Raw genomic sequence first — 20,406 nt, 5'->3', positions numbered from 1 at the left:
ATCAGCGCGCACCATAACATTATCTAGATAAATGTTTTTTAGTTTTACGTGTTGCTAATGCATTCGCGGGGTCGTCGGGCCAAAAATGTTTTGGGTAACGCCCTTTCATCTCTTTTTGTACTTCTTTGTAAGCGCCAGACCAAAATGAATGCAAATTTTGAGTCACTTGTAATGGTTTCATCGCCGGTGATAACAAGGCTAATTGAATCTCGATGCGCCCATCGAAAATACTCGGTGTTTGTGCCTGACCATATAATTCCTGCATTTTAACCGACAATAACGGAATTTGTTGCTCTCGATATTGTAATTTAATCGCCGAGCCCGTAGCCACGGTAATCGTTTGTGGAAACTGTACCTCTAATTTTTGTTGCTGTGACCAAGTTAAACGAGATAATAACGCAGCTTTCAAATCAATTTTTTTAAATTGTTCAGGTTGTGTAATACCAGTGCAAAAAGGGGCTAGCCATAACTCTAATTGTTCAATTAATGCCGCCTCACTGAAGTCTACGACGTCTTTTTCGCTTGCCAACTTATACTGTTCAGTTGCATAACGTAAACGGGTTAATAAGGCTTTATTCGCATCACTCCAATGTAAAATAGACAGTCCTGCTTGCCTTAAACCATTGAGTAATGCACTTAACTTTTGTTGCTTCGATACCTTAGCAAGTGGTAAACGGCTAATTGTAATTTTACCTAACATCAAGCGTTGCTCAGCAATCAATTTATTTTCTTTTAACGACCAACATAAGTAATCAACAGACATTAAGTAATGTGGAAGGTAAGCTTTTATGGTCTCTAAATTGATACTACATGCTTTAAAAATAAGGCTATTAGTTTTTTGTTCCGACAGCGCGAGATCTGCAACCACCAGCATTTTTTCATTTAATAATGCAGAATGATTAACTAAACACGCACCGGCTCCATTACTCAGTAAATAGTCAAGAGATTGCCCGTTACCACGGCTCATTGCAATACGATCGGGAAAAGCAATCGCTAATAGCAGCCCACAATATTGCATTGGTAAACTGCTAGGCATTTTCTGCGAACATTTTTTAAGCAATATTTGATATTGTTTTTTCACCTGATAAGAAACAGAATTTAACTGTGCTTCAATATCATCGTTACCTTTTTCATTTGCTTCTAAAAATGCGGCGATTAAACAGCCCAATGCCACCACCCCAGGCTGCTTTAAGTTGCTTTCTAATGTTTTAGCGGTGATCAGCATATGTCCTAATCGAGGTGTTAAGGCAAGATCAATGATCTGCTCACCATGGGCAGTACAACGACCACGAGAATCTATTGCGTTAATACTTTGCAATAACTGTAGCGCGACCTGAATATTATTTTCGTTGGGCTGGGTTAAAAAAGGTAATTGTTGAGGATGAGTAACTCCCCAGGCACTTACTTCAAGCATTAAAGCCGTTAATTCACTTTGTAATATAGGAGCTTCATTTTGTGTCCTTAAACGCTTTTCTTTAGCCCAAAGTCGATAGCAGGTGCCCGCACTTAAACGCCCGGCTCGACCCGCGCGTTGAGTAGCGCTTGCCTCGCTGATGGTCTGGCTTCTCAACTTGCCAATCCCCGTTTGAGCTTGAAAGTGAAAACTACGCTCAACACCGGAGTCAACCACTACAGTAATGCCATCAATGGTTAAACTGGTTTCTGCAATATTAGTCGAGACCACTATTTTACGCATATTATTAGGGGGGGATTGAATCGCTAATTGCTGCTCATCTAAACTTAATTTACCGTATAAAGGGGCTAATAAAATGGGTAGCTGTTGAGTATCAATCCAATGTTGTAAATCTCGGCAACAGCGAAGAATTTCTTTTACCCCTGCAACGAACACCAACATATTGCCCGCTTGTTGCTGATAAGCCATTTTAATTAATGCGACTAATGCTTGTTGCTGAGCAATGCTTCCTTCCTGCCCTGTAACAGGTTGATAAACATACTCAATAGGGTAACTCCGCCCTTCACAACTGACGTAAGCCGCAGCGGGTAAATGTTGTTGTAATGCTTGATTGTCTAGAGTTGCAGACATCACCAATAAGGTTAAATCTTCACGCAAACTTGCCTGGGCATCTAAACATAAAGCCAAGCCTAAATCAGCTTGCAGATTTCGCTCATGAAACTCATCAAAGATTACTAAATCAATTCCCGTTAGTTCAGGATCCTGCTGCAATAATCGAATCAAAATACCTTCAGTAACGATTTCAAGCTGTGTCTCAGCGCTAACCTTAGATTCACCACGTAATCGATATCCAACTTGCTGGCCAATTGGTTGACCTAATTGTTTAGCAAGATAGTGAGCAATATTTCGCGCCGCTAAACGACGAGGCTCTAACATAATAATTTTGCCGCTAAACCATCGTTGCTTTAACAAAACTAATGGAAGGCAGGTAGATTTACCCGCGCCGGGGGGGGCTTGAAGGATCACTTGTGGGCACAAATTAAGTTGTTGTTTAAGTTCAGTGAGAACCGCTTGAATAGGTAACATTGAAGATAAAATCCTTTAAAAATATAACAACATGCAAAAGGCAAAACAGCACAGAGAATAATCAAATATGATAAAAAAAAGGTCATAGCGTCACAATTAGTAACTCATTATTTGACTCTGATAGCAATTATTGCTATAGATAGCCGCCGAAAAAAACTGATGTCTCTATGTTAGCAAAGTTTGTTCGACCTACTACTTATATTTATCACCGTTTTGATGCGTCTAAAGCGTATTTACACTGCATCGGAAGAAGGAAAATTTATGCCCGCTAATAAAAGCAAAAAAACACTCGGTATTTTAGCCATTGCTGGAGTAGAGCCATACCAAGAAAAAGCTGGTGAGGAATACATGGGTAAACCTCAACGTGATCATTTCACCAGTATTCTTAAAGCATGGACAACTCAGCTACGCGAAGAAGTCGACCGCACTGTTGATCATATGAAAGATGAAGCATCAAATTTCCCGGATCCTGTTGACCGCGCAACTCAAGAAGAAGAGTTCAGCTTGGAATTACGTGCACGTGATCGTGAACGTCAGTTAATCACTAAAATCGCAAAAACACTGAAAAAAATCGAAGCTGATGATTTCGGTTTTTGTGAATCTTGTGGTGTTGAAATCGGCATTCGCCGTTTAGAAGCACGTCCAACTGCAGATTTATGTATCGACTGTAAAACACTTGCAGAAATAAAAGAAAAACAAAGTATTGGTTAATCCTAGTGATTAAGCGAATTAAAAAACGGTTAGCATTTGCTAGCCGTTTTTGTTTTTAGAGAAAATAATTTGTTATTAAAAGAGAACAAAAAATATATTGGGCGATTTGCTCCTTCACCTTCAGGACCATTACATTTTGGCTCTTTAGTGGCTGCGGTTGGCAGTTATTTGCAAGCCAAATCTCAGCAAGGAATTTGGCAAGTTCGTATTGAAGATATCGACCCGCCTCGAGAAATTATCGGTGCTAGTGAAGATATATTACAAACACTCCAAGCTTATGGTTTATTATGGGATGGCGATGTCATTTATCAACATCAAAGAAGCCAAGCCTATGAAACCGTATTAGCCACATTGACTCAGCAAAACCTCTGCTATGCATGCAGTTGCACACGTAAAATAATCAAGCAACAAGGCGGTTTTTATCAAGGTCAATGTCGAGATAAACAGCACTCCCCGATTGCTAACGCATTACGTATTAACTTGTCATCTATCCGTCATAAAACCACCCATTTTAACGATAAGTTACAAGGCTTGATTGAACTAGATGCCACTCAAGTGGACGATGATTTTATTATTAAACGTAAAGATGGCTTATATGCTTATAATCTTGCCGTGGTGATAGATGATATTGAGCAAGGCGTGACAGAAGTGGTAAGAGGCGCAGACTTAATTAGCACAACCGGTAAACAAATAAACCTTTACCGCCTACTTGATGCTAAAGTGCCCAGTTATATTCATTTACCTTTAGCGGTGACAGCGCCTGGGTTTAAACTATCGAAACAAAACCATGCGACGGCAGTAGATAAAAAAAATCCGGAGCCTACCTTGATACAAGTGTTGGCTTTTTTAGGTCATCCAGTGCCAAACAACATAGCACAATCAAACTGTGCAGAAATTTTACTATGGGCACAGCAGCATTGGTGTTTGAACAATGTGCCTAAGCAGCTAGAAATTCAACTGCCTGTCACGCATTAATAAAGGTCTTTATTAAAGCACTGTAGTGATACATAAAATGCCTACTTTAATAAAGCGAAATACAGAGAAGCAAATTTAATTTGTTTTTAATAACTTGCGCACATAAAATGAGCGCATTATTTTCAGACTAATTCCATCTAAGTAGATGCAAAGGATAGAGCTATTAAACGCTTAAGCAAACTTGTAAAAAAAGTATTTCAAAAGAAAAAAACGCCACAAGCCGCAGTATCGCTTGATCAATATAAGATCCCACGCGCGGAACATTCAATTTCTCGTTCGGATATTGATGAAAATGCTCTGAAGGTTTTGTATCGTTTACATAATGCAGGTTACCGTGCTTTATTGGTTGGCGGTGGTGTGCGTGACTTATTATTAGGCTTAAAACCTAAAGATTTTGATATTACGACAAATGCTACCCCTGAAGAAGTTAAAGCTTTATTTAGAAATTGCCGCTTAATTGGTCGCCGTTTCCGTCTTGCACACATTTTGTTTGGTCGTGAAATCATTGAAGTTGCCACTTTCCGAGGCCATCACGATGAAGCAGAGCAAGACAAACAAAAGGTCAAACAATCACAAGAAGGCATGTTGTTACGCGATAATGTTTATGGATCTTTAGAAGAAGACGCAGAACGTCGTGACTTTACTGTTAATGCCCTATATTACGATATCGCTGATTACTCTTTATATGACTTCTGCGGTGGCATGAACGATTTAGCAAAACGCCGTTTAACCTTAATCGGTGAGGCAGAGGTTCGTTACCGTGAAGATCCTGTGCGTATGTTGCGCGCGATCCGATTTGCAGCAAAATTAGATTTATCGATCAGTGATGAATGTGCTGAGCCTATTCGTCGTTTAGCTTCTTTATTACAAGATATTCCTGCGGCTCGCCATTTTGACGAAGTGATAAAATTGCTGTTATCAGGCCAAGGTTTAGCAACTTATCGATTATTAAAAGAATATAAATTACTAGCGGTTCTCTTCCCTATTTTATTTAAAGATGGCGAAGATGACAAAGCCACTAAAATGATCGAACAAGCTTTAATGGATACTGATAAGCGTATCTCTGAAGGCAAGCGAGTGACCCCTGCTTACATCTATGCCGTAATGTTATGGTACCCGCTTGAGCAACGAGCATTAGAGATGAGCTTTGAAAGTGGCATCGAATTACACGATGCATTTATGTTAGCGATGAATGAAGTGTTAACCATTCAAGTTAAAACCATTGCTATTCCTAAGCGCTTCACAGCAGCTATTCGTGATATTTGGATCTTACAGCATCGTCTACCCCGCTTTGGTGGTAAACGTGCACAGCGTGTTTACGCGCATGAGAAATTCCGAGCGGCCTTTGACTTTTTAGCATTAAGAGCACGTGTTGAACAAAGTCGCGAACTAGCCGAACTAACGGCATGGTGGGAAGAATATCAATTGCACAATAAATTGCCTGAGCACCAATATGCTCGTCAAAATGTCAACAAAGCAAAAGAATACAAACCAGAAGCAAATCAACCCACTAAAAAGCGTCGCTATAGCAAAGCCAAACGCAAACCTGCACCGAGTAAGATCAATGATTAGTTATATTGGTATTGGCAGTAACCAAGCACAGCCAATTGAACAAGCAAAACAAGCCATGACAGCACTTTCTAATATAAAAGACACACAATTACTAATGTGTTCATCTTTATACCGAAGTGCGCCTATGGGCCCGCAGGATCAACCAGATTATATCAATGCTGTTGCTAAACTAGAGACAACCCTATCTGCGCTTGAACTACTCGATGCATTACAGGTCATTGAACAGGAACAAGGACGAGAGCGCAAAGCATTGCGTTGGGGCCCGCGAACTTTAGATTTAGATATTCTTTTGTATGCCGATCAAGTGATAGAAAACGAGCGTTTAACCGTCCCTCATTATGGAATGAAAGAGCGTGAGTTTGTGCTTTACCCACTATTTGAAATAGCACCAACATTAAAAATGCCCAATGGCACTTCTTTGATCGAGATACTTAAACATTGTGATAAAAATGGTTTGACCGCTATTACAGGTTGAATTAATTAATCACCTCAGTAAAATCATGCAACCATTCCCCCACTGCTAGTTAGGAGCAATAATGGCTAAAGTAAACGTTTCGCGTTTAGCTAAAATGAAACAAGAGCAAGAAAAAATTACTTGTATCACCGCATATGATGCGAGTTTTGCAGCTATTTTTGATCAAGCAGGTATTCAAGTTTTATTAGTAGGAGACTCATTAGGCATGGTATTGCAAGGGCATGACTCTACCTTACCAGTGACTGTAGAGCATATTGCCTATCACACATCAGCCGTGGCTAGTACAACAGAGAAATCTTTAATCATTGCCGACTTACCGTTTATGTCTTACGCAACACCAGAACAAACTTATACCAATGCAGCAACGTTAATGCGCGCAGGTGCCAATATGGTCAAGCTTGAAGGTGGAACTTGGTTAACAGCATCTGTAAAAGGTTTGATCGAACGCGGTACTCCTGTTTGTGGGCATTTAGGGTTAACACCGCAATCAGTGAATGTTTTTGGTGGTTATAAAGTCCAAGGCAGAGCCAATGAACAGGCAGATAAATTACTTGAAGATGCCCTCGCATTACAAACAGCAGGCATTCAATTGTTAGTGCTTGAATGTGTGCCTGTTGCTTTAGCTGAGCGAGTGACTAAAGCGTTACATATTCCTGTTATCGGCATTGGCGCAGGAACTGAAACAGACGGTCAAATATTAGTAATGCACGATGCCTTTGGTATCTCAGCTGGTTTTTGTCCTAAATTTTCTAAAAACTTTTTAGTAGAGACCGGTGATATTCGTCGTGCTGTTGTGCTTTATAAAGAACAAGTAGAAAATAAAATTTTCCCAGGCGCTGAGCATAGCTTTTATTAACGCCAACAACCGCTATTATTAGCAACTTTTTTTGTTAAGAGTTAACCATGCAAATAATTAAAGATCCAACTTTACTGCGTAATGAAATAAAAAAAATGAAGCAGCAAGGTGCTCAAATTGGTTTTGTACCTACCATGGGCAATTTACATCAAGGGCACTTAACCCTTGTTAAAGAAGCTCAACAGCATGCCAATGTTACTGTTGTCAGTATTTTTGTTAACCCAATGCAGTTTAACAATGCAAATGACCTTGCTAACTATCCTAAAACATTAGATGCCGATTGTGCCAAGCTTGAACAAGCTGGGGTTGATATTGTATTTATCCCCTCTGCGCAGGCCATTTATCCAAATGGACTAAATTCACAAACGGTTGTTGAAGTACCTGGTATTTCGGATTGTTTAGAGGGTGAATTACGTCCAGGACATTTTCGCGGTGTAAGCACCATTGTTGCTAAACTATTTAATTTAGTACAGCCCGATGTTGCCTGCTTTGGAGAAAAAGATTTTCAACAACTGTGTGTAATAAAGCAAATGGTTATTGATTTAGCTATGCCTATTGAAATTATTGCAGTTGCTACCGTTAGAGAAACTTCGGGTTTAGCGATGAGTTCTCGCAATAATAAGTTATCAGTCGATCAAAAAATAATTGCACCAAAAATTTCAGAAGTGATGCATGACCTTGGACAAAAAGTACAAGTAACCCCTGAAAATAGTAAGCAATTGATTGAAGATGCAAGCCTATCTTTAAACAAAGTAGGCTTTAAAACTGATAAAATTCATGTGGTTGACCCACTTACATTGGCACCTTTAAACTCAGACAGTAAACAAGCTGTGGTGTTAATGGCCGCTTTCTTAGGAGAGACTCGCTTAATTGATAACTTAGTTGTTAATTTGCACCAATAAAGTTTTTACTTTATAGTCGCCCCTGTTGAAAAAACAAACATTTTAAATTTTTTAGAATCAAAGGTTTTGTATGAAAAAGACACTGCTAACAGGCAAATTGCACCAAGCGCGCGTTACCCATGCTGAATTAAACTACGAGGGTTCATGTGCAATCGATCAAGACCTCCTAGAGCAATCGGGTATTTTAGAATACGAACAGATTGAAATTTACAATATTGATAATGGCGCTCGTTTTTCAACGTATGCAATCGTTGGTGAACGTGGTTCAAAAATAATTTCTGTTAACGGTGCTGCAGCGCGTCAAGCTGCTGTAGGTGACCGTGTGATTATCTGTACTTACGCAAGTTTTGAAGCTGAAGAAATTAAAGGCCATAAACCAAGCCTAGTATATTTAGATAAAGATAATAACATTGTTCGTACAAGTAAAGATGTTCCAATCCAAGTAGCGTAGTCAACACTCAAATGCTCGACTAGATTGCAAAAGCCGCTCATATTTATTATTAGCGGCTTTTTTGTTTCTCTCCTCCCTGATAACGTCACATAACAAATACATTCCCATCTATTTTTAATCATTGATTGTTACTATAAGCCATTAATATTAAATGTTAGGAATTATCTGTGTTTCTTTTAGAGAATAATTTAGCACAACAAATCGTTGACCGTACAATGAAAATTATTGGGAACAATATTAATGTAATGAGTCATAGAGGCGTTATTATTGGTAGCGGAGACCCATTACGTATTGGTCAAACTCACGATGCAGCTTTACTCGCATTACAACATTCAACTACCATCGAGGTCACCAAAGAAAGTAGCCTTTCTCTAAAAGGAGTATTACCAGGTATCAACCTCGTCTTACAAGTTAATGGGCAAGTCATTGGTGTAGTCGGGATCACTGGCGATCCTGATGAATGTAGAAAATATGCTGATTTAGTTAAAATGACAGCGGAAATGATAGTAGAACATGCCGGCTTAACAGAGCAATTACAATGGGATAGAAGACATAGAGAAGAGTTTATAACTACTTGGATCAATGCAAAAACAAATGACCCCAAATTATTAGGTTGGGCAAAAAAAATTGATATCGATATTTCTGCTCCTCGTATTGCCGTCTTGATCCGCTTTCGAGAAACTCACCAACCTATTAGTTTGCAAGGTATACGTAAGATAGTTGAATTATTAGAATATCCGATACGAGATAATCTTGTCGCCGTTGTCTCCCTTAATGAAATAGTGGTATTAAAACCAGCAACGTTTTCCCATGGCCAATGGGATTGCCATGATGAAAATAGACGTATAGATTCATTATTTGCACGCTTAAAAGAATACGAGATAACAGATGTTGATATCGCTTTAGGACATTATTTTGATGGTGAGGGGGCTATTGCACGTTCCTATGAAAGTGCACAACTAACATTAGAATGGGGACTAATACATCAGCCAGAAAGACATAAACATCTTTATGAAGAACTCCGCTTGCCTGTATTGCTTTCACCATTACATAAAAGTTGGCAGGGTGCTCACTTATGTCAACCTTATCAAGTATTGGTACAAGAAGATAAAAATGGACAGCTGGCCAAAACACTCATTGCTTTATTTCAACATCGCTCTTTAACGGAATGTGCAAACAGCCTATATATCCATAGAAATACATTACGATACCGAATAAATCGTATTCACAGCATTACTAATGTTGATCCGGAAACAGTAAGCGGTTTATTAGAGCTATATCTAGGATATTTACTCGAAAGGTGAAATAGAACCAATACTATTGTGCAATTGCACAAAGTAACCATCGATTTGTAAGAAAAATTTGTCACCAAAGCCTAAAGACTTTAGTTGATTGAAGCTCAATAATAACTCCACTAAATAAACTAGCTGTTCAACTAAACAACGGAGTTATGATGAGCTTAATACTAATTTTAATAGGCGTTATCGCCTTTATAGTAGTGACCACTACAAAATATAAACTACATCCCTTTTTGGCGTTACTATTATCAGCTTTTATCGCCGCTTTTGCTTATGGCTTACCTTCGTCAGAAATAGCAAAAACAATCGCAAGTGGCTTCGGCGGTATACTGGGCTATATTGGATTAGTCATTGTTTTAGGCACGATCATAGGGGTTATTCTAGAAAAAAGTGGTGCAGCTATTACCATGGCTGAATATGTGATTAAAGTACTTGGAGAACGCTTTCCAACGTTAACCATGACAATCATCGGTTATATTGTTTCTATTCCTGTATTTTGTGACTCTGGTTTTGTCATACTCAATTCGTTAAAAGAATCATTAGCAAATCGTTTACAAACATCAAGCGTTGCCATGAGTGTCGCATTAGCAACGGGCTTATACGCAACTCACACGTTTATCCCACCGACCCCAGGCCCCATTGCAGCCGCAGGTAACCTAGGTTTAGAGTCAAACTTGGGATTAGTAATTGCTGTTGGTATTGTTGTCGCAGCAGTTGCTGCATTAGCAGGTACATTATGGGCAAACAGATTTAAAGATGTTGAACCAGATGCAATACCTGATGAAACACAGGCAACGCAACAATCATGGACAGAACTTAAAGCATCCTACGGCGTATTGCCTACAGCTGCACAAGCTTTCGCACCTATATTTATTCCTATTCTATTAATATGTGGCTCATCAATTGCTAAATTCCCAAGCCAACCATTAGGCAATGGCATCATCTTCGATATATTGGTCTTTTTAGGTGCCCCAATTAGTGCCCTGTTGATTGGTTTGGGCTTTGCATTACGGTTATTAAAATCTGAGAAGAAGTCAATTGAACTCGGTGAACATATTAGTAAAGGGATCACGGTAGCAGCACCGATTCTTTTAATCACCGGTGCCGGTGGTGCATTCGGAGCGGTGTTAAAAGCCACGCCTTTAGGCGAGTATTTAGGGGTTACGTTAACCGGATTAGGGATCGGGATTTTTATGCCATTTATCGTTGCAGCTGCATTAAAATCGGCACAAGGATCCTCAACGGTCGCTTTAGTAACAACTTCAGCTCTTGTTGCACCATTATTACCACAGTTGGGGTTAGATTCCGAAATGGGTAGAGTATTAACAGTGATGGCGATTGGTGCCGGTGCAATGACAGTTTCACATGCCAATGATAGTTTTTTCTGGGTGGTTTCTCAGTTCAGTAAAATGTCCGTAGGCTTAGCTTACCGGGCACAAACAATGGCGACGTTGGTACAAGGTATTACCGCAATTATCTGTGTTTATTTATTAAGTTTAATATTGTTATAAATAAGAGGTTGATATGAAAATAGTCATTGCTCCAGATTCATTTAAAGAAAGTTTAACCGCCAAGCAAGTCTGTCGTGCAATTGAAACTGGCTTTAAACGTGTTTTCCCAGATGCGAGCTATGACTTAATACCTGTCGCTGACGGTGGTGAAGGTACCGTACAATCTTTGGTTGATGCTACAAATGGTCAGCTAATCCACCTTAAAGTTACAGGGCCTATAGCACAGCCTGTGGATGCCTTTTATGGGTGGTTAGGAGATGACAGCAATACGGCGATTATTGAAATGGCCGCTGCAAGTGGCTTACATCATGTTCCAGCTTCCTTACGAGATCCTAAAAAAACGTCCAGTTACGGTACAGGAGAATTAATAAAAGCAGCATTAGATCAAGGTGCGAAGAAAATTATTATTGGGTTAGGAGGCAGTGCGACTAATGACGGTGGTATCGGTATGTTAAGCGCACTCGGCATACAGTTTATAGATAAGCATGGGCAACTGATAGAAACTAATGGTGCAGGCTTACATCACATTGACGCTATCGATATTAACGGGTTAGATAAACGGTTAACGAGTTGCGAAATATTGGTAGCTTGTGATGTAGATAACCCTCTTTGTGGGGAACACGGTGCAAGCCATGTATTTGGCCCTCAAAAAGGGGCTACAGATGAAGATATTCAATATTTAGATGTTGGCTTAAAACATTATGGACAGTGTATTAAACAACAATTTAATATTGATGTGCTTAACCAAGCAGGATCTGGTGCTGCAGGCGGAATGGGTGCTGGATTAATAGCATTCACCAATGCGACGTTAAAACCGGGTATTGATTTAGTATTGGATGCAGTTCAATTGAGTCAATATATGCCTAATACAAATCTAGTGATCACTGGTGAAGGCCGTATTGATAACCAAACGATTTATGGCAAAACACCGATGGGGGTTGCTAAAATAGCAAAAAAATTTGATATCCCGGTGATTGGTGTTGCGGGTAGTTTAGGCAAGCATCATCAAGCAGTTTATTCATGTGGAATAGATGCGGTATTTGCTTGTATTCCAGGGGTAATGCCTTTAGAGCAAGCATTTGCAGAAGCGCAAACTAATCTTGAAAATTTATCTGAAAATATTGCTAAATGTTGGTCTATCAACTCCTTGTAATGGCACGCTAACTAAATATTATAGCTAATCTTAAAGCCATATTAAACAAAGATAAAAGTGTTATTGAAGGTTGCACACGCAACGGCTCTAGTAGCCATTACTTTAATAACAGCCACTATGAAAATAAGGGGGCTTTTTTGATAAACGTTATTAACTTTTTAAATTGCGCTTTAAAATAACTACTACGCTCTCTAAGTAGAATGAAACAAATAACAAAGTAAATACTTGGCTCGATTAAGCCCGACTTTACTGACCAGTAATAATGTACTGTGCCCAGTAAAACTGCGATGTAAACCCAACGGTGTAAACTAAACCAAGCCTGTTTCATTTTACGCTTAATTGAAGTGATTGAAGTAATACTAAGTAACAACAAAATGATCCAAGCTAACATGCCTAAACTTAAGTATGGTCGTTTAATTACTTCATCAAATAATAAAAATACTTCCCAATTTAACTCTAACCATAAAAATGCAATTAAGTGCAAGCATAGCCAAGCAAACGAATATAAGCCTAAAACACGCTTTATACGCCCTAATAGAGGCTGTTTAAAGCGTTTACTAATGGGGGTTATCGCAAGCGTTATTAACAAGTAATTTAAACCTGTTTTCCCCAAGAAATGGATCATCTCTTTAACAGGGTCTGCACCTAACTGATTACTATCAATTAACAGGTAGAAATACAATAACACCGATAGCGAAGCGATATGAATAATCGCTTTTATGAATGTTATCGCCAAAGGTGGTATTTTGTTCATGATTAATGCGCTCTGGTATAAGTTTATAAGGTTAACGAGATCAGGTTTAAAAATTACGTAGAAGATCCATACCTTTATACAGATGGCCCACTTCTTCCTCATAACCGTTAAACATTAATGTTTTTTGTCGAGTTTGTTGGAATACGTTTCCTTCACCGATAAAGCGTTCGTTTGCTTGGCTCCAACGAGGGTGATCAGCTCGCGGATTAACATTAGCAAAAAAACCATACTCATCAGGGCCAAGCGCTTGCCATGTATTAATGGGTGCTTTATCTGTTAGCGTTATTTTTACAATTGATTTAATGCTTTTAAAACCATACTTCCAGGGCACAACCAAGCGAATAGGCGCTCCATTTTGCGGTGCTAATGTTTTGCCATAGAGACCAACAGAAAGCAATGCAAGCGGGTTCATAGCTTCTCCAATGGTTAAACCTTCCACATATGGAAAGTTAATACTGCCCCCGACGAACCTAGAAGCTTGCCCACGCATTTGGTCTGGGTCAAACACAGTTTCAAAGCGCACATACTTAGCATCGGACTTAACACCCGCTTGCTTTAATAGCGTTGCCAAAGTAAAACCTAACCAAGGAATATTCATAGACCAAGCTTCAACACAACGCATGCGATATAAACGTTCTTCGATATCGAATTTTTTCAGTAAGTCTTCGTAGTTTAATGTTTGTGGGTTATCCACTAAGCCATCAATAGTTAATGACCAAGGATCAACTTGAAATTGCTGACTATATTGAGCGGGATCCCCCTTCCCAGTGCCAAATTCGTAAAAGTTATTATATTGAATAACTTTATCTTCAGGCGTCAGTGATGTGAGCGATTGGTAATTAGTATTTTTAGTAAATGATAATGCAGAGCGTTGGAATAATGCATTTTTATCCTGATCATTGCCACTAGAAAAAATATCGAAAACACTGGCACTAGCAGGTTTAATAAAAGGGATAGTTAAAGCAGCAAGGCCTAGACCTTTGATAATATGGCGGCGCTCTTTATAGACTGACTCGCCAGTTAATTGTGATTCTTTTAATTGCGACTTTTTAGTGTGTTTTATTAGCATCTTTTATCCTCACTCAGTTTTCACTTCGACTGTATAAAAAAATAGACCGCTAAAACACACTTTATATTTCATGTGATTAAAAAATAGTGAAAGTTTATAGGCCTCCCCTATTTATAAATCACAGGTTATAAATCACAGGTTAAACGCAAAGACTGCTGACCGCTTGCCCAATATTTACGTTCAAAAGGTGTAATTGCTTGTTCTGCAGTATAAATTTCAGTCTTACTATCAACGTTAGCTAATTGTAATGCCCGTTGAAACTCTTCAACATAAGTAAACCAATTGCTGCGCAAATCAAGTTGACCACCTAATTTAATTATCGATGGAAAAACCGCACTTCCATGCCAACGACGTTGTAAATGTTTAGATTTAGGCCATGGGTTAGGATAGAGCAAATAATGATGTGAAAGAGTCCAATTTGCTTCCACCGCTAGACGCCAAAAATCATTTAAATTAACTTGCAATAAACGATAATTATCTAAGTCTTCAATAGAAGATTCTCCATCACTAGGATGTTTTGATAACCGGTCTGCAGATTTATCCATTCCCAATACAATCGCCTCGGGATGTGCTTTTGCAATATGGTAAGTACTTTCACCAACACCACAGCAAGAGTCGAATATAATCGGTTTAGCTTGTTGCTCAACCCACTTTTCAACTTCCTTAAACGCTTCTAGAGTATGCGTTTGGTAAGGCTTTTTAAAGTCATGCTGTAAATGCTTTAACACCACTTCATCTAATTTCTCGTGTAACCCCACTTGATTAGACGTAATAATTCTTGAGTCACCAGTAATGTCATTCATGAACGAATACCTGCGCCTTTTTTAAGTAATACGGCAGCTAACGTGTAACCGATAATGATAAAAGTAAATATCACGGTAAATGACCAAATTACAGGCACATCAGAGATGCCTAGAAACCCATAACGGAAAGCGTTGATCATGTAAAAAACCGGATTAAAATGAGACACGCCTTGCCAAAAATCAGGAAGCAGTGAAATAGAATAAAAAACACCACCAAGATACGTTAAAGGTGTTAACACAAAGGTAGGAATAATACTAATATCATCAAAGGTTTTAGCGAAAATTGCATTCAATAAACCACCGATAGAAAAAAGAATAGAAGTACAAAGTACACTCGCTATCAATACCAATACATTATGGATATGTAAATCAACGAAGAACAAAGAAACTAAAGTAACAATAAACCCAACCATCAAACCTCGCGCAACACCGCCTCCAACATATCCCCAAATAATAAGATAGTTTGGAACCGGTGCGACTAGCAATTCTTCAATATTACGCTGGAATTTAGCACTAAAGAATGACGAAGCTACATTTGAGTAAGAGTTGGTGATCACTGACATCATGATCAAACCGGGAACGATAAAGGCCATATAGCTAAACCCATTCATTTCACCAATTCTTGCCCCAATAAGGTTACCAAAAATAACAAAATATAAAGACATAGTAATAGCAGGTGGGACTAGTGTTTGCACCCATATACGCAAGAAGCGATTAACTTCTTTAGTCCAGATACTTTTAACTGCTATCACATATTGTTTATTTAGCATCAATAACTCCATTTTTAACTAACTCTAAAAATAATTCTTCTAAGCGATTGGATTTGTTTCTAAGGCTTTTGACTTCAATACCTTGCTTTGTTAATAATTCAAAAACATGGTTCAATGAATGGGCTTTAGCTAACTCTAATTCGACAGTCCGATCATCGATTATGGTTAGTTTGTAATCTTTAGTTTCTGGCAAATGTGCGGTAGAGTTAACATCTAAAATGAAAGTCTCATTCTCTAAACGACCAATTAACTCCTTCATGCTGGTATTAATTACTAATTCGCCTTTATTAATTATACCAATGTTACGGCATAAACTTTCCGCTTCTTCTAAATAGTGAGTTGTTAAAATAATAGTCACCCCCTGTTTATTGAGTTGAGTTAAAAACTCCCACATCGAGCGACGTAATTCAATATCAACACCTGCAGTCGGTTCATCGAGGATCAATAATTTTGGTTCATGCATTAATGCTCTGGCAATCATCAGACGTCGTTTCATCCCCCCAGATAACTCTCTTGCAGGTTCATTGCGTTTTTCCCATAAGTCGAGTTGCTTTAGATACTTTTCTGCTCTGATAAAAGCTTCTTTTCGCGGCGTACCATAAAAGCCCGCTTGATTAACTAATATCTGTAATGGCGGTTCGAATGGATTGAAGTTAAATTCCTGTGGTACTAAACCAATTTGGCTTTTGGCAGCTTCAAGTTGTGTATCGATGTCATAGCCGAATACGCGTACCTGGCCTGAGCTTTTATTCACTAACGATGAAATAATACCTATAGTTGTTGATTTACCCGCACCATTTGGCCCTAACAGAGCATAAAAGTCGCCTTCAGCAACTTCTAGAGAAACACCTTTTAGGGCGACAACACCGCCTCTATAGGTTTTAGTTATATTTTGAAGTTCGATTGCATTCATTACAATATAAGCCTTAGTGATTGATCGTTCATGCGTTGCAATAATGAAATTGGAGCGATGATTGAAAATATGGAATAACAGTAAATTGTAACATTAATAGCTAATAAAAATAGGATTAACAAATACTGAAAAATTGTAAGGGTTTATTAATATAAAGTTTAATGAGAGTGTTCAATTAGCCAGTATTATATAATTTATTAATAATGAACCGAGATGTTAAAGGCGCATAAAAACGTCCAAATCAATATTCAACTTAAAGCAAAGACCCTTTCAAATAATACTAAAATCGATAAAGCAAAAAAATTCAGAAAAATATTCCACTAAAAAACTTCTTTACTAAGCTGTCACGGTTGATTTATGACAAACACCTCTTAATGAGTAAATTTTTAATTATATTTACTAAAGATAATGTAACATCTGCCGATACATTTTTTTGTAACTTTGTAAGTTTTAGTAAAAAAACACAAAAAAATGAACAAGTTAAAAAAATAGTAACGCGCATGGCGCATGAGATGGCCCCAAAAAATCAATTCGCACTGAAAGCCTAATATTGGCGATGACCGTTGCATTTAAAAAAGTGCTTCATGGAGAAGATATGAAAGAAGTTAGATTCCGTAATGTAGATAAACTATTTATAAAGATGTCTATTAATGACAAGTTTTGGATCATTTTAGGTTTATTTTTAATTGTGTTAACAGCGCTGTCATTTAGTCGATACCAAAATGATTTACAACAAATCGAAAAACAATCAATGCTTGCCTTAGAAGGTGAGTTGTCAGGTATAGTTTTAGCATTGGAGTCTAGTAAACAACTAAGCAAGTTGAACTCATTTAATATAACAGAATCCAGTTCAAAAAAAGTATCTTCCCGAAGTAAAGAAAAATTAACAGCCGTTATTCAAATTAATTCCGAAAAATATGTTTCATTAACTAAAGCGGTATCATCACAAGAAAAAGCAGCAAAACAACAAGCCTTAAATTCTTTGTACTTATCATACCTTTGGATACTCCCCTTTGCTCTTGTTCTGTATTGGACCGCAACTTTTCTCGGAGGCGCATTATGGGTATTATGGAATACGACTGAAAATATTTCCAAAGGTGACCTAACTTCTCGTTTAGGCTTTCACCCTGGTAGAGATGAGTTTGGCACCATTGGCTGTGCACTTGACGATGCGATGGACACTTTAACTGAATTAGTAGAGATAGTTAAAGAGAATGCAGAAACACTTCATCACGCTTCATCTTCTTTTGCGAATGAAACACGTCAAAGCGAAGAACATATCAACAATCAACATGTTTCGCTCGATGCGATAGCTACAGCTATGGAAGAAATGACAGCATCATCACAAGAAGTCACCGACGTTTCTAAAAAAGCATCACATCAGATTGAAAATAATTCAGAATATATTAAACAAAGTGACAACCGCGTGCAGCATGCAGTGAAAGAGATCCAACAATTATCTTCTTATATCGAGCAAACATCTGACTCAGTGATCACTTTGCAAGAGAATACGATAAAAATTAATGACGTAGTCACAACCATCAACTCTATTTCAGAACAAACTAATTTACTTGCGCTTAATGCAGCAATTGAAGCAGCCCGAGCAGGAGAAATGGGGAGAGGTTTTGCAGTTGTTGCCGATGAGGTTAGAACCTTAGCGGGTCGGACTCAATCTGCAACACTTGAAATTCAATCAATGATTGAGAACTTACAGTTAGAAACCAATAACATTTCAAATATGACTCAAAATACTGTCAAACAAGCACAAATAAGCCGAGAATTGATTGTAGAGATTGGCAGCGATGTTAATTCTATTAAAGAATCTTCACAAACGATCAATGACATGAGCTATCAAATATCTGTTTCTTCGGAAGAGCAAAGCTCAGTCTCTAATAATATTTCAGAGGAACTGAGTGGTATTCGCTTACAATCTAATACAGTTAAAGACTTAGTAAGTCAGTCTGCGAAAGGCGTAGTTAAATTATCTAGCGCATCGGAAAATTTAGGAAAAATTCTAGCTCGCTATCAAACTAAATAGATAATTTACGTTATCTATTTAGCGATATATACCCGTTATCTTTCAATTTCTAAAAGTCAGTAAACCGCAAGGTAGACCGATAATGGATAATATTGACAACGGGTATGCATCGCACAAGGATTAAAATAAATAATTATAAATATGAAAAACGCTGCTTAATCGGTGAATCTAACTTATTTGATGATACGTTAAATGTTTTATCTGCAATGGTCTGATCATTCAATGTTATAGTCATACGCCACGGGCCACATTTATCTTCAATGGGAGCCCAAATAGTATCTCCCAGATAAAAGTCCCAATCATTATTGGTAATATGTACTTCTCCAGTAAATGCAGGTCGAACATTTCCTTTAACATCATAAATACCAGGATGATCGATACAGTAAAAAGCTTTTTTACCGCGAGCATTTTTCACATTAATGATAAATCCAAACTCAATATCAATTTCCGCAGGAATATCAGTTGTAAATTCAAGTACTTTAGGTAAAGCTTTAGATTTAGCTTCCCATTTAGAATGAATACCATAGGTTTGCATCTTGATCTCAGGCTTTTTCTTGGCCATATTTTCCCGCTCATTAATAACTATATGAAGAATTATAGCCAATAAAGAACTTATAAAATAGAGACTTGTGCGGAAGTACTTATAAGCCTAAGTCTTCTTTACACACAAAACCTACTATTCTAAACAACAATTAATATGAAGAGCTTCACACTCATAAAACGATACTGTGCATCATTCACCGTATCAATGGCATTGAAGGATTGCTATTACGTACGCTTTGCCCATCTCATGCTCGAGGTCTCCAGAGCTCTAAACGAAAAGCCCCTGCTGACATCAGTCAACAGGGATTGTTCTGAATACTATGCAAGCTTGGCGATGGGTGGAGATTGCTCATTACCCATCGCTGTCGCGATATCACCAGGGCACACAGAGCTTAGCCCGCTCATAAGACGATGCTGACCGCATCATTCACCCCTATCTATCGCACTAAAGGATGGCCACTGTGTTGCTACCCGTCACCTTTCCATGTTCAAGTAGGTTATTATTCAAAAGCCCTAACGAAAAAAACCCTGTAGACAGAGTCTACAGGGTTTGTTCTGAATACTATGCCAGCTTGGCGATGGAACGGTCGTCGCAGAGCTCCTCCGCTCGTCAACCTTGCCTGTCGGCAAGCTCGCCCTACTTTCTGCGTAGCTCATAAATCAACACAATTAAAAAAGCCCCACCGGAACTAACCAGTGGAGCTATTTTAAATTAGGCGCTTGGCGATGGGTGGAGATTGCTCATGACCCATCGCTATCGAGATATTCGCCCTACTGTCGCATAAAAGGCAAGCAACTGCGTTGCTACCCTTCACCTTTCCATGTTCAAGTAGGTTATTATTCAAAAGCCCTAAACGAAAAAAAACCTGTAGACAGAGTCTACAGGGATTGTTCTGAATACTATGCCAGCTTGACGATGGAACGGTCGTCGCAGAGCTCCTCCGCTCGTCAACCTTGCCTGTCGGCAAACTCGTCCTACTTTCTGCGTAGCTCATAAATCAACACAATTAAAAAAGCCCCACCGGAACTAACCAGTGGGGCTATTTTAAATTAGGCGCTTGGCGATGACCTACTTTCGCATGGGGAGACCCCACACTATCATCGGCGCAGCT

The 20,406-nt window shown here is 38.5% G+C and carries 18 protein-coding genes; 11 read left to right on the top strand and 7 right to left on the bottom strand.

Annotated features, from left to right (window positions below; all coding sequences use genetic code 11):
• Nucleotides 1-19: 19 nt before the first annotated feature.
• Nucleotides 20-2,500, bottom strand: a complete 2,481-nt coding sequence (hrpB, locus tag H5084_RS07115) for an ATP-dependent helicase HrpB (RefSeq protein WP_182690036.1) — start codon at nt 2,498-2,500, stop codon at nt 20-22.
• A gap of 261 nt (nt 2,501-2,761) precedes the next feature.
• Between hrpB and dksA the strand changes: the two genes are divergently transcribed.
• The 10 genes from dksA (at nt 2,762) to H5084_RS07065 (ending at nt 12,404) form a co-directional block, all read left to right on the top strand.
• Entirely contained in the window at nt 2,762-3,211 is a 450-nt protein-coding gene (gene dksA, locus H5084_RS07110; RefSeq protein WP_028868497.1) for an RNA polymerase-binding protein DksA, read from the top strand.
• A gap of 69 nt (nt 3,212-3,280) precedes the next feature.
• A complete protein-coding gene (gene gluQRS, locus H5084_RS07105) occupies nt 3,281-4,186 on the top strand; it encodes a tRNA glutamyl-Q(34) synthetase GluQRS (RefSeq protein ID WP_182690035.1) in 906 nt (301 codons plus the stop codon).
• Between the two features lie 246 nt (nt 4,187-4,432).
• Nucleotides 4,433-5,758 (top strand): polynucleotide adenylyltransferase PcnB, encoded by a 1,326-nt coding sequence (gene pcnB / locus H5084_RS07100; protein ID WP_409077630.1) that lies wholly within the window; start codon nt 4,433-4,435, stop codon nt 5,756-5,758.
• On the top strand, nt 5,751-6,233 hold the full coding sequence (gene folK, locus H5084_RS07095; protein WP_182690034.1) for a 2-amino-4-hydroxy-6-hydroxymethyldihydropteridine diphosphokinase: 483 nt from the start codon (nt 5,751-5,753) through the stop codon (nt 6,231-6,233). Before pcnB ends, folK begins: the two co-directional genes overlap by 8 nt.
• Nucleotides 6,234-6,294: 61 nt before the next feature.
• The gene (gene panB / locus H5084_RS07090) at nt 6,295-7,089 is read left to right on the top strand and encodes a 3-methyl-2-oxobutanoate hydroxymethyltransferase (RefSeq protein WP_182690033.1); all 795 of its coding nucleotides are present in this window, start codon (nt 6,295-6,297) and stop codon (nt 7,087-7,089) included.
• A gap of 47 nt (nt 7,090-7,136) precedes the next feature.
• Complete coding sequence (panC, locus tag H5084_RS07085) at nt 7,137-7,991, top strand: pantoate--beta-alanine ligase (RefSeq protein ID WP_182690032.1); 855 nt, start codon at nt 7,137-7,139, stop codon at nt 7,989-7,991.
• A 70-nt stretch (nt 7,992-8,061) separates the two neighbouring features.
• On the top strand, nt 8,062-8,442 hold the full coding sequence (panD, locus tag H5084_RS07080; protein ID WP_028868503.1) for an aspartate 1-decarboxylase: 381 nt from the start codon (nt 8,062-8,064) through the stop codon (nt 8,440-8,442).
• A gap of 167 nt (nt 8,443-8,609) precedes the next feature.
• On the top strand, nt 8,610-9,746 hold the full coding sequence (locus tag H5084_RS07075; protein WP_028868504.1) for a sugar diacid recognition domain-containing protein: 1,137 nt from the start codon (nt 8,610-8,612) through the stop codon (nt 9,744-9,746).
• A gap of 149 nt (nt 9,747-9,895) precedes the next feature.
• Nucleotides 9,896-11,251: a GntP family permease gene (locus tag H5084_RS07070; protein ID WP_028868505.1), complete on the top strand. Its 1,356-nt coding sequence runs from the start codon at nt 9,896-9,898 to the stop codon at nt 11,249-11,251.
• A gap of 13 nt (nt 11,252-11,264) precedes the next feature.
• Entirely contained in the window at nt 11,265-12,404 is a 1,140-nt protein-coding gene (locus tag H5084_RS07065) for a glycerate kinase (protein WP_182690031.1), read from the top strand.
• Nucleotides 12,405-12,519: 115 nt separating this feature from the next.
• Here the strand turns inward: H5084_RS07065 and msrQ are convergent, their stop codons facing one another.
• The 5 genes from msrQ to H5084_RS07040 all read right to left on the bottom strand — a co-directional run bounded on the left by msrQ (nt 12,520) and on the right by H5084_RS07040 (nt 16,713).
• A complete protein-coding gene (gene msrQ, locus H5084_RS07060; protein WP_182690030.1) occupies nt 12,520-13,158 on the bottom strand; it encodes a protein-methionine-sulfoxide reductase heme-binding subunit MsrQ in 639 nt (212 codons plus the stop codon).
• Nucleotides 13,159-13,204: 46 nt separating this feature from the next.
• Nucleotides 13,205-14,227 carry a protein-methionine-sulfoxide reductase catalytic subunit MsrP gene (msrP, locus tag H5084_RS07055; protein ID WP_182690029.1) on the bottom strand — a complete coding sequence of 341 codons (1,023 nt, stop codon included), beginning with the start codon at nt 14,225-14,227 and terminating at the stop codon, nt 13,205-13,207.
• A 125-nt stretch (nt 14,228-14,352) separates the two neighbouring features.
• The gene (locus H5084_RS07050; protein ID WP_182690028.1) at nt 14,353-15,030 is read right to left on the bottom strand and encodes a tRNA (guanosine(46)-N(7))-methyltransferase TrmB; all 678 of its coding nucleotides are present in this window, start codon (nt 15,028-15,030) and stop codon (nt 14,353-14,355) included.
• Nucleotides 15,027-15,800, bottom strand: coding sequence for an ABC transporter permease (locus H5084_RS07045; RefSeq protein ID WP_182690027.1), 774 nt, complete (start codon nt 15,798-15,800; stop codon nt 15,027-15,029). Before H5084_RS07045 ends, H5084_RS07050 begins: the two co-directional genes overlap by 4 nt.
• Nucleotides 15,790-16,713, bottom strand: coding sequence for an ABC transporter ATP-binding protein (locus tag H5084_RS07040; RefSeq protein ID WP_182690026.1), 924 nt, complete (start codon nt 16,711-16,713; stop codon nt 15,790-15,792). The genes H5084_RS07045 and H5084_RS07040 overlap by 11 nt, the downstream gene beginning before the upstream one ends.
• Before the next feature lie 595 nt (nt 16,714-17,308).
• Here H5084_RS07040 and H5084_RS07035 point away from each other — a divergent pair.
• On the top strand, nt 17,309-18,751 hold the full coding sequence (locus H5084_RS07035; protein WP_028868511.1) for a methyl-accepting chemotaxis protein: 1,443 nt from the start codon (nt 17,309-17,311) through the stop codon (nt 18,749-18,751).
• Between the two features lie 133 nt (nt 18,752-18,884).
• Here H5084_RS07035 and H5084_RS07030 read toward each other — a convergent pair whose 3' ends face one another.
• Nucleotides 18,885-19,313 carry a DUF3859 domain-containing protein gene (locus H5084_RS07030; RefSeq protein WP_182690025.1) on the bottom strand — a complete coding sequence of 143 codons (429 nt, stop codon included), beginning with the start codon at nt 19,311-19,313 and terminating at the stop codon, nt 18,885-18,887.
• Nucleotides 19,314-20,406 lie beyond the last annotated feature (1,093 nt).

The organism is Psychromonas sp. SR45-3, from assembly GCF_014163575.1.
Taxonomy (GTDB): Bacteria; Pseudomonadota; Gammaproteobacteria; order Enterobacterales; family Psychromonadaceae; genus Psychromonas; species Psychromonas arctica.
The sequence above is the reverse complement of the archived record's forward strand: the minus strand, read 5'-3'. Positions and strand labels throughout refer to the sequence as shown.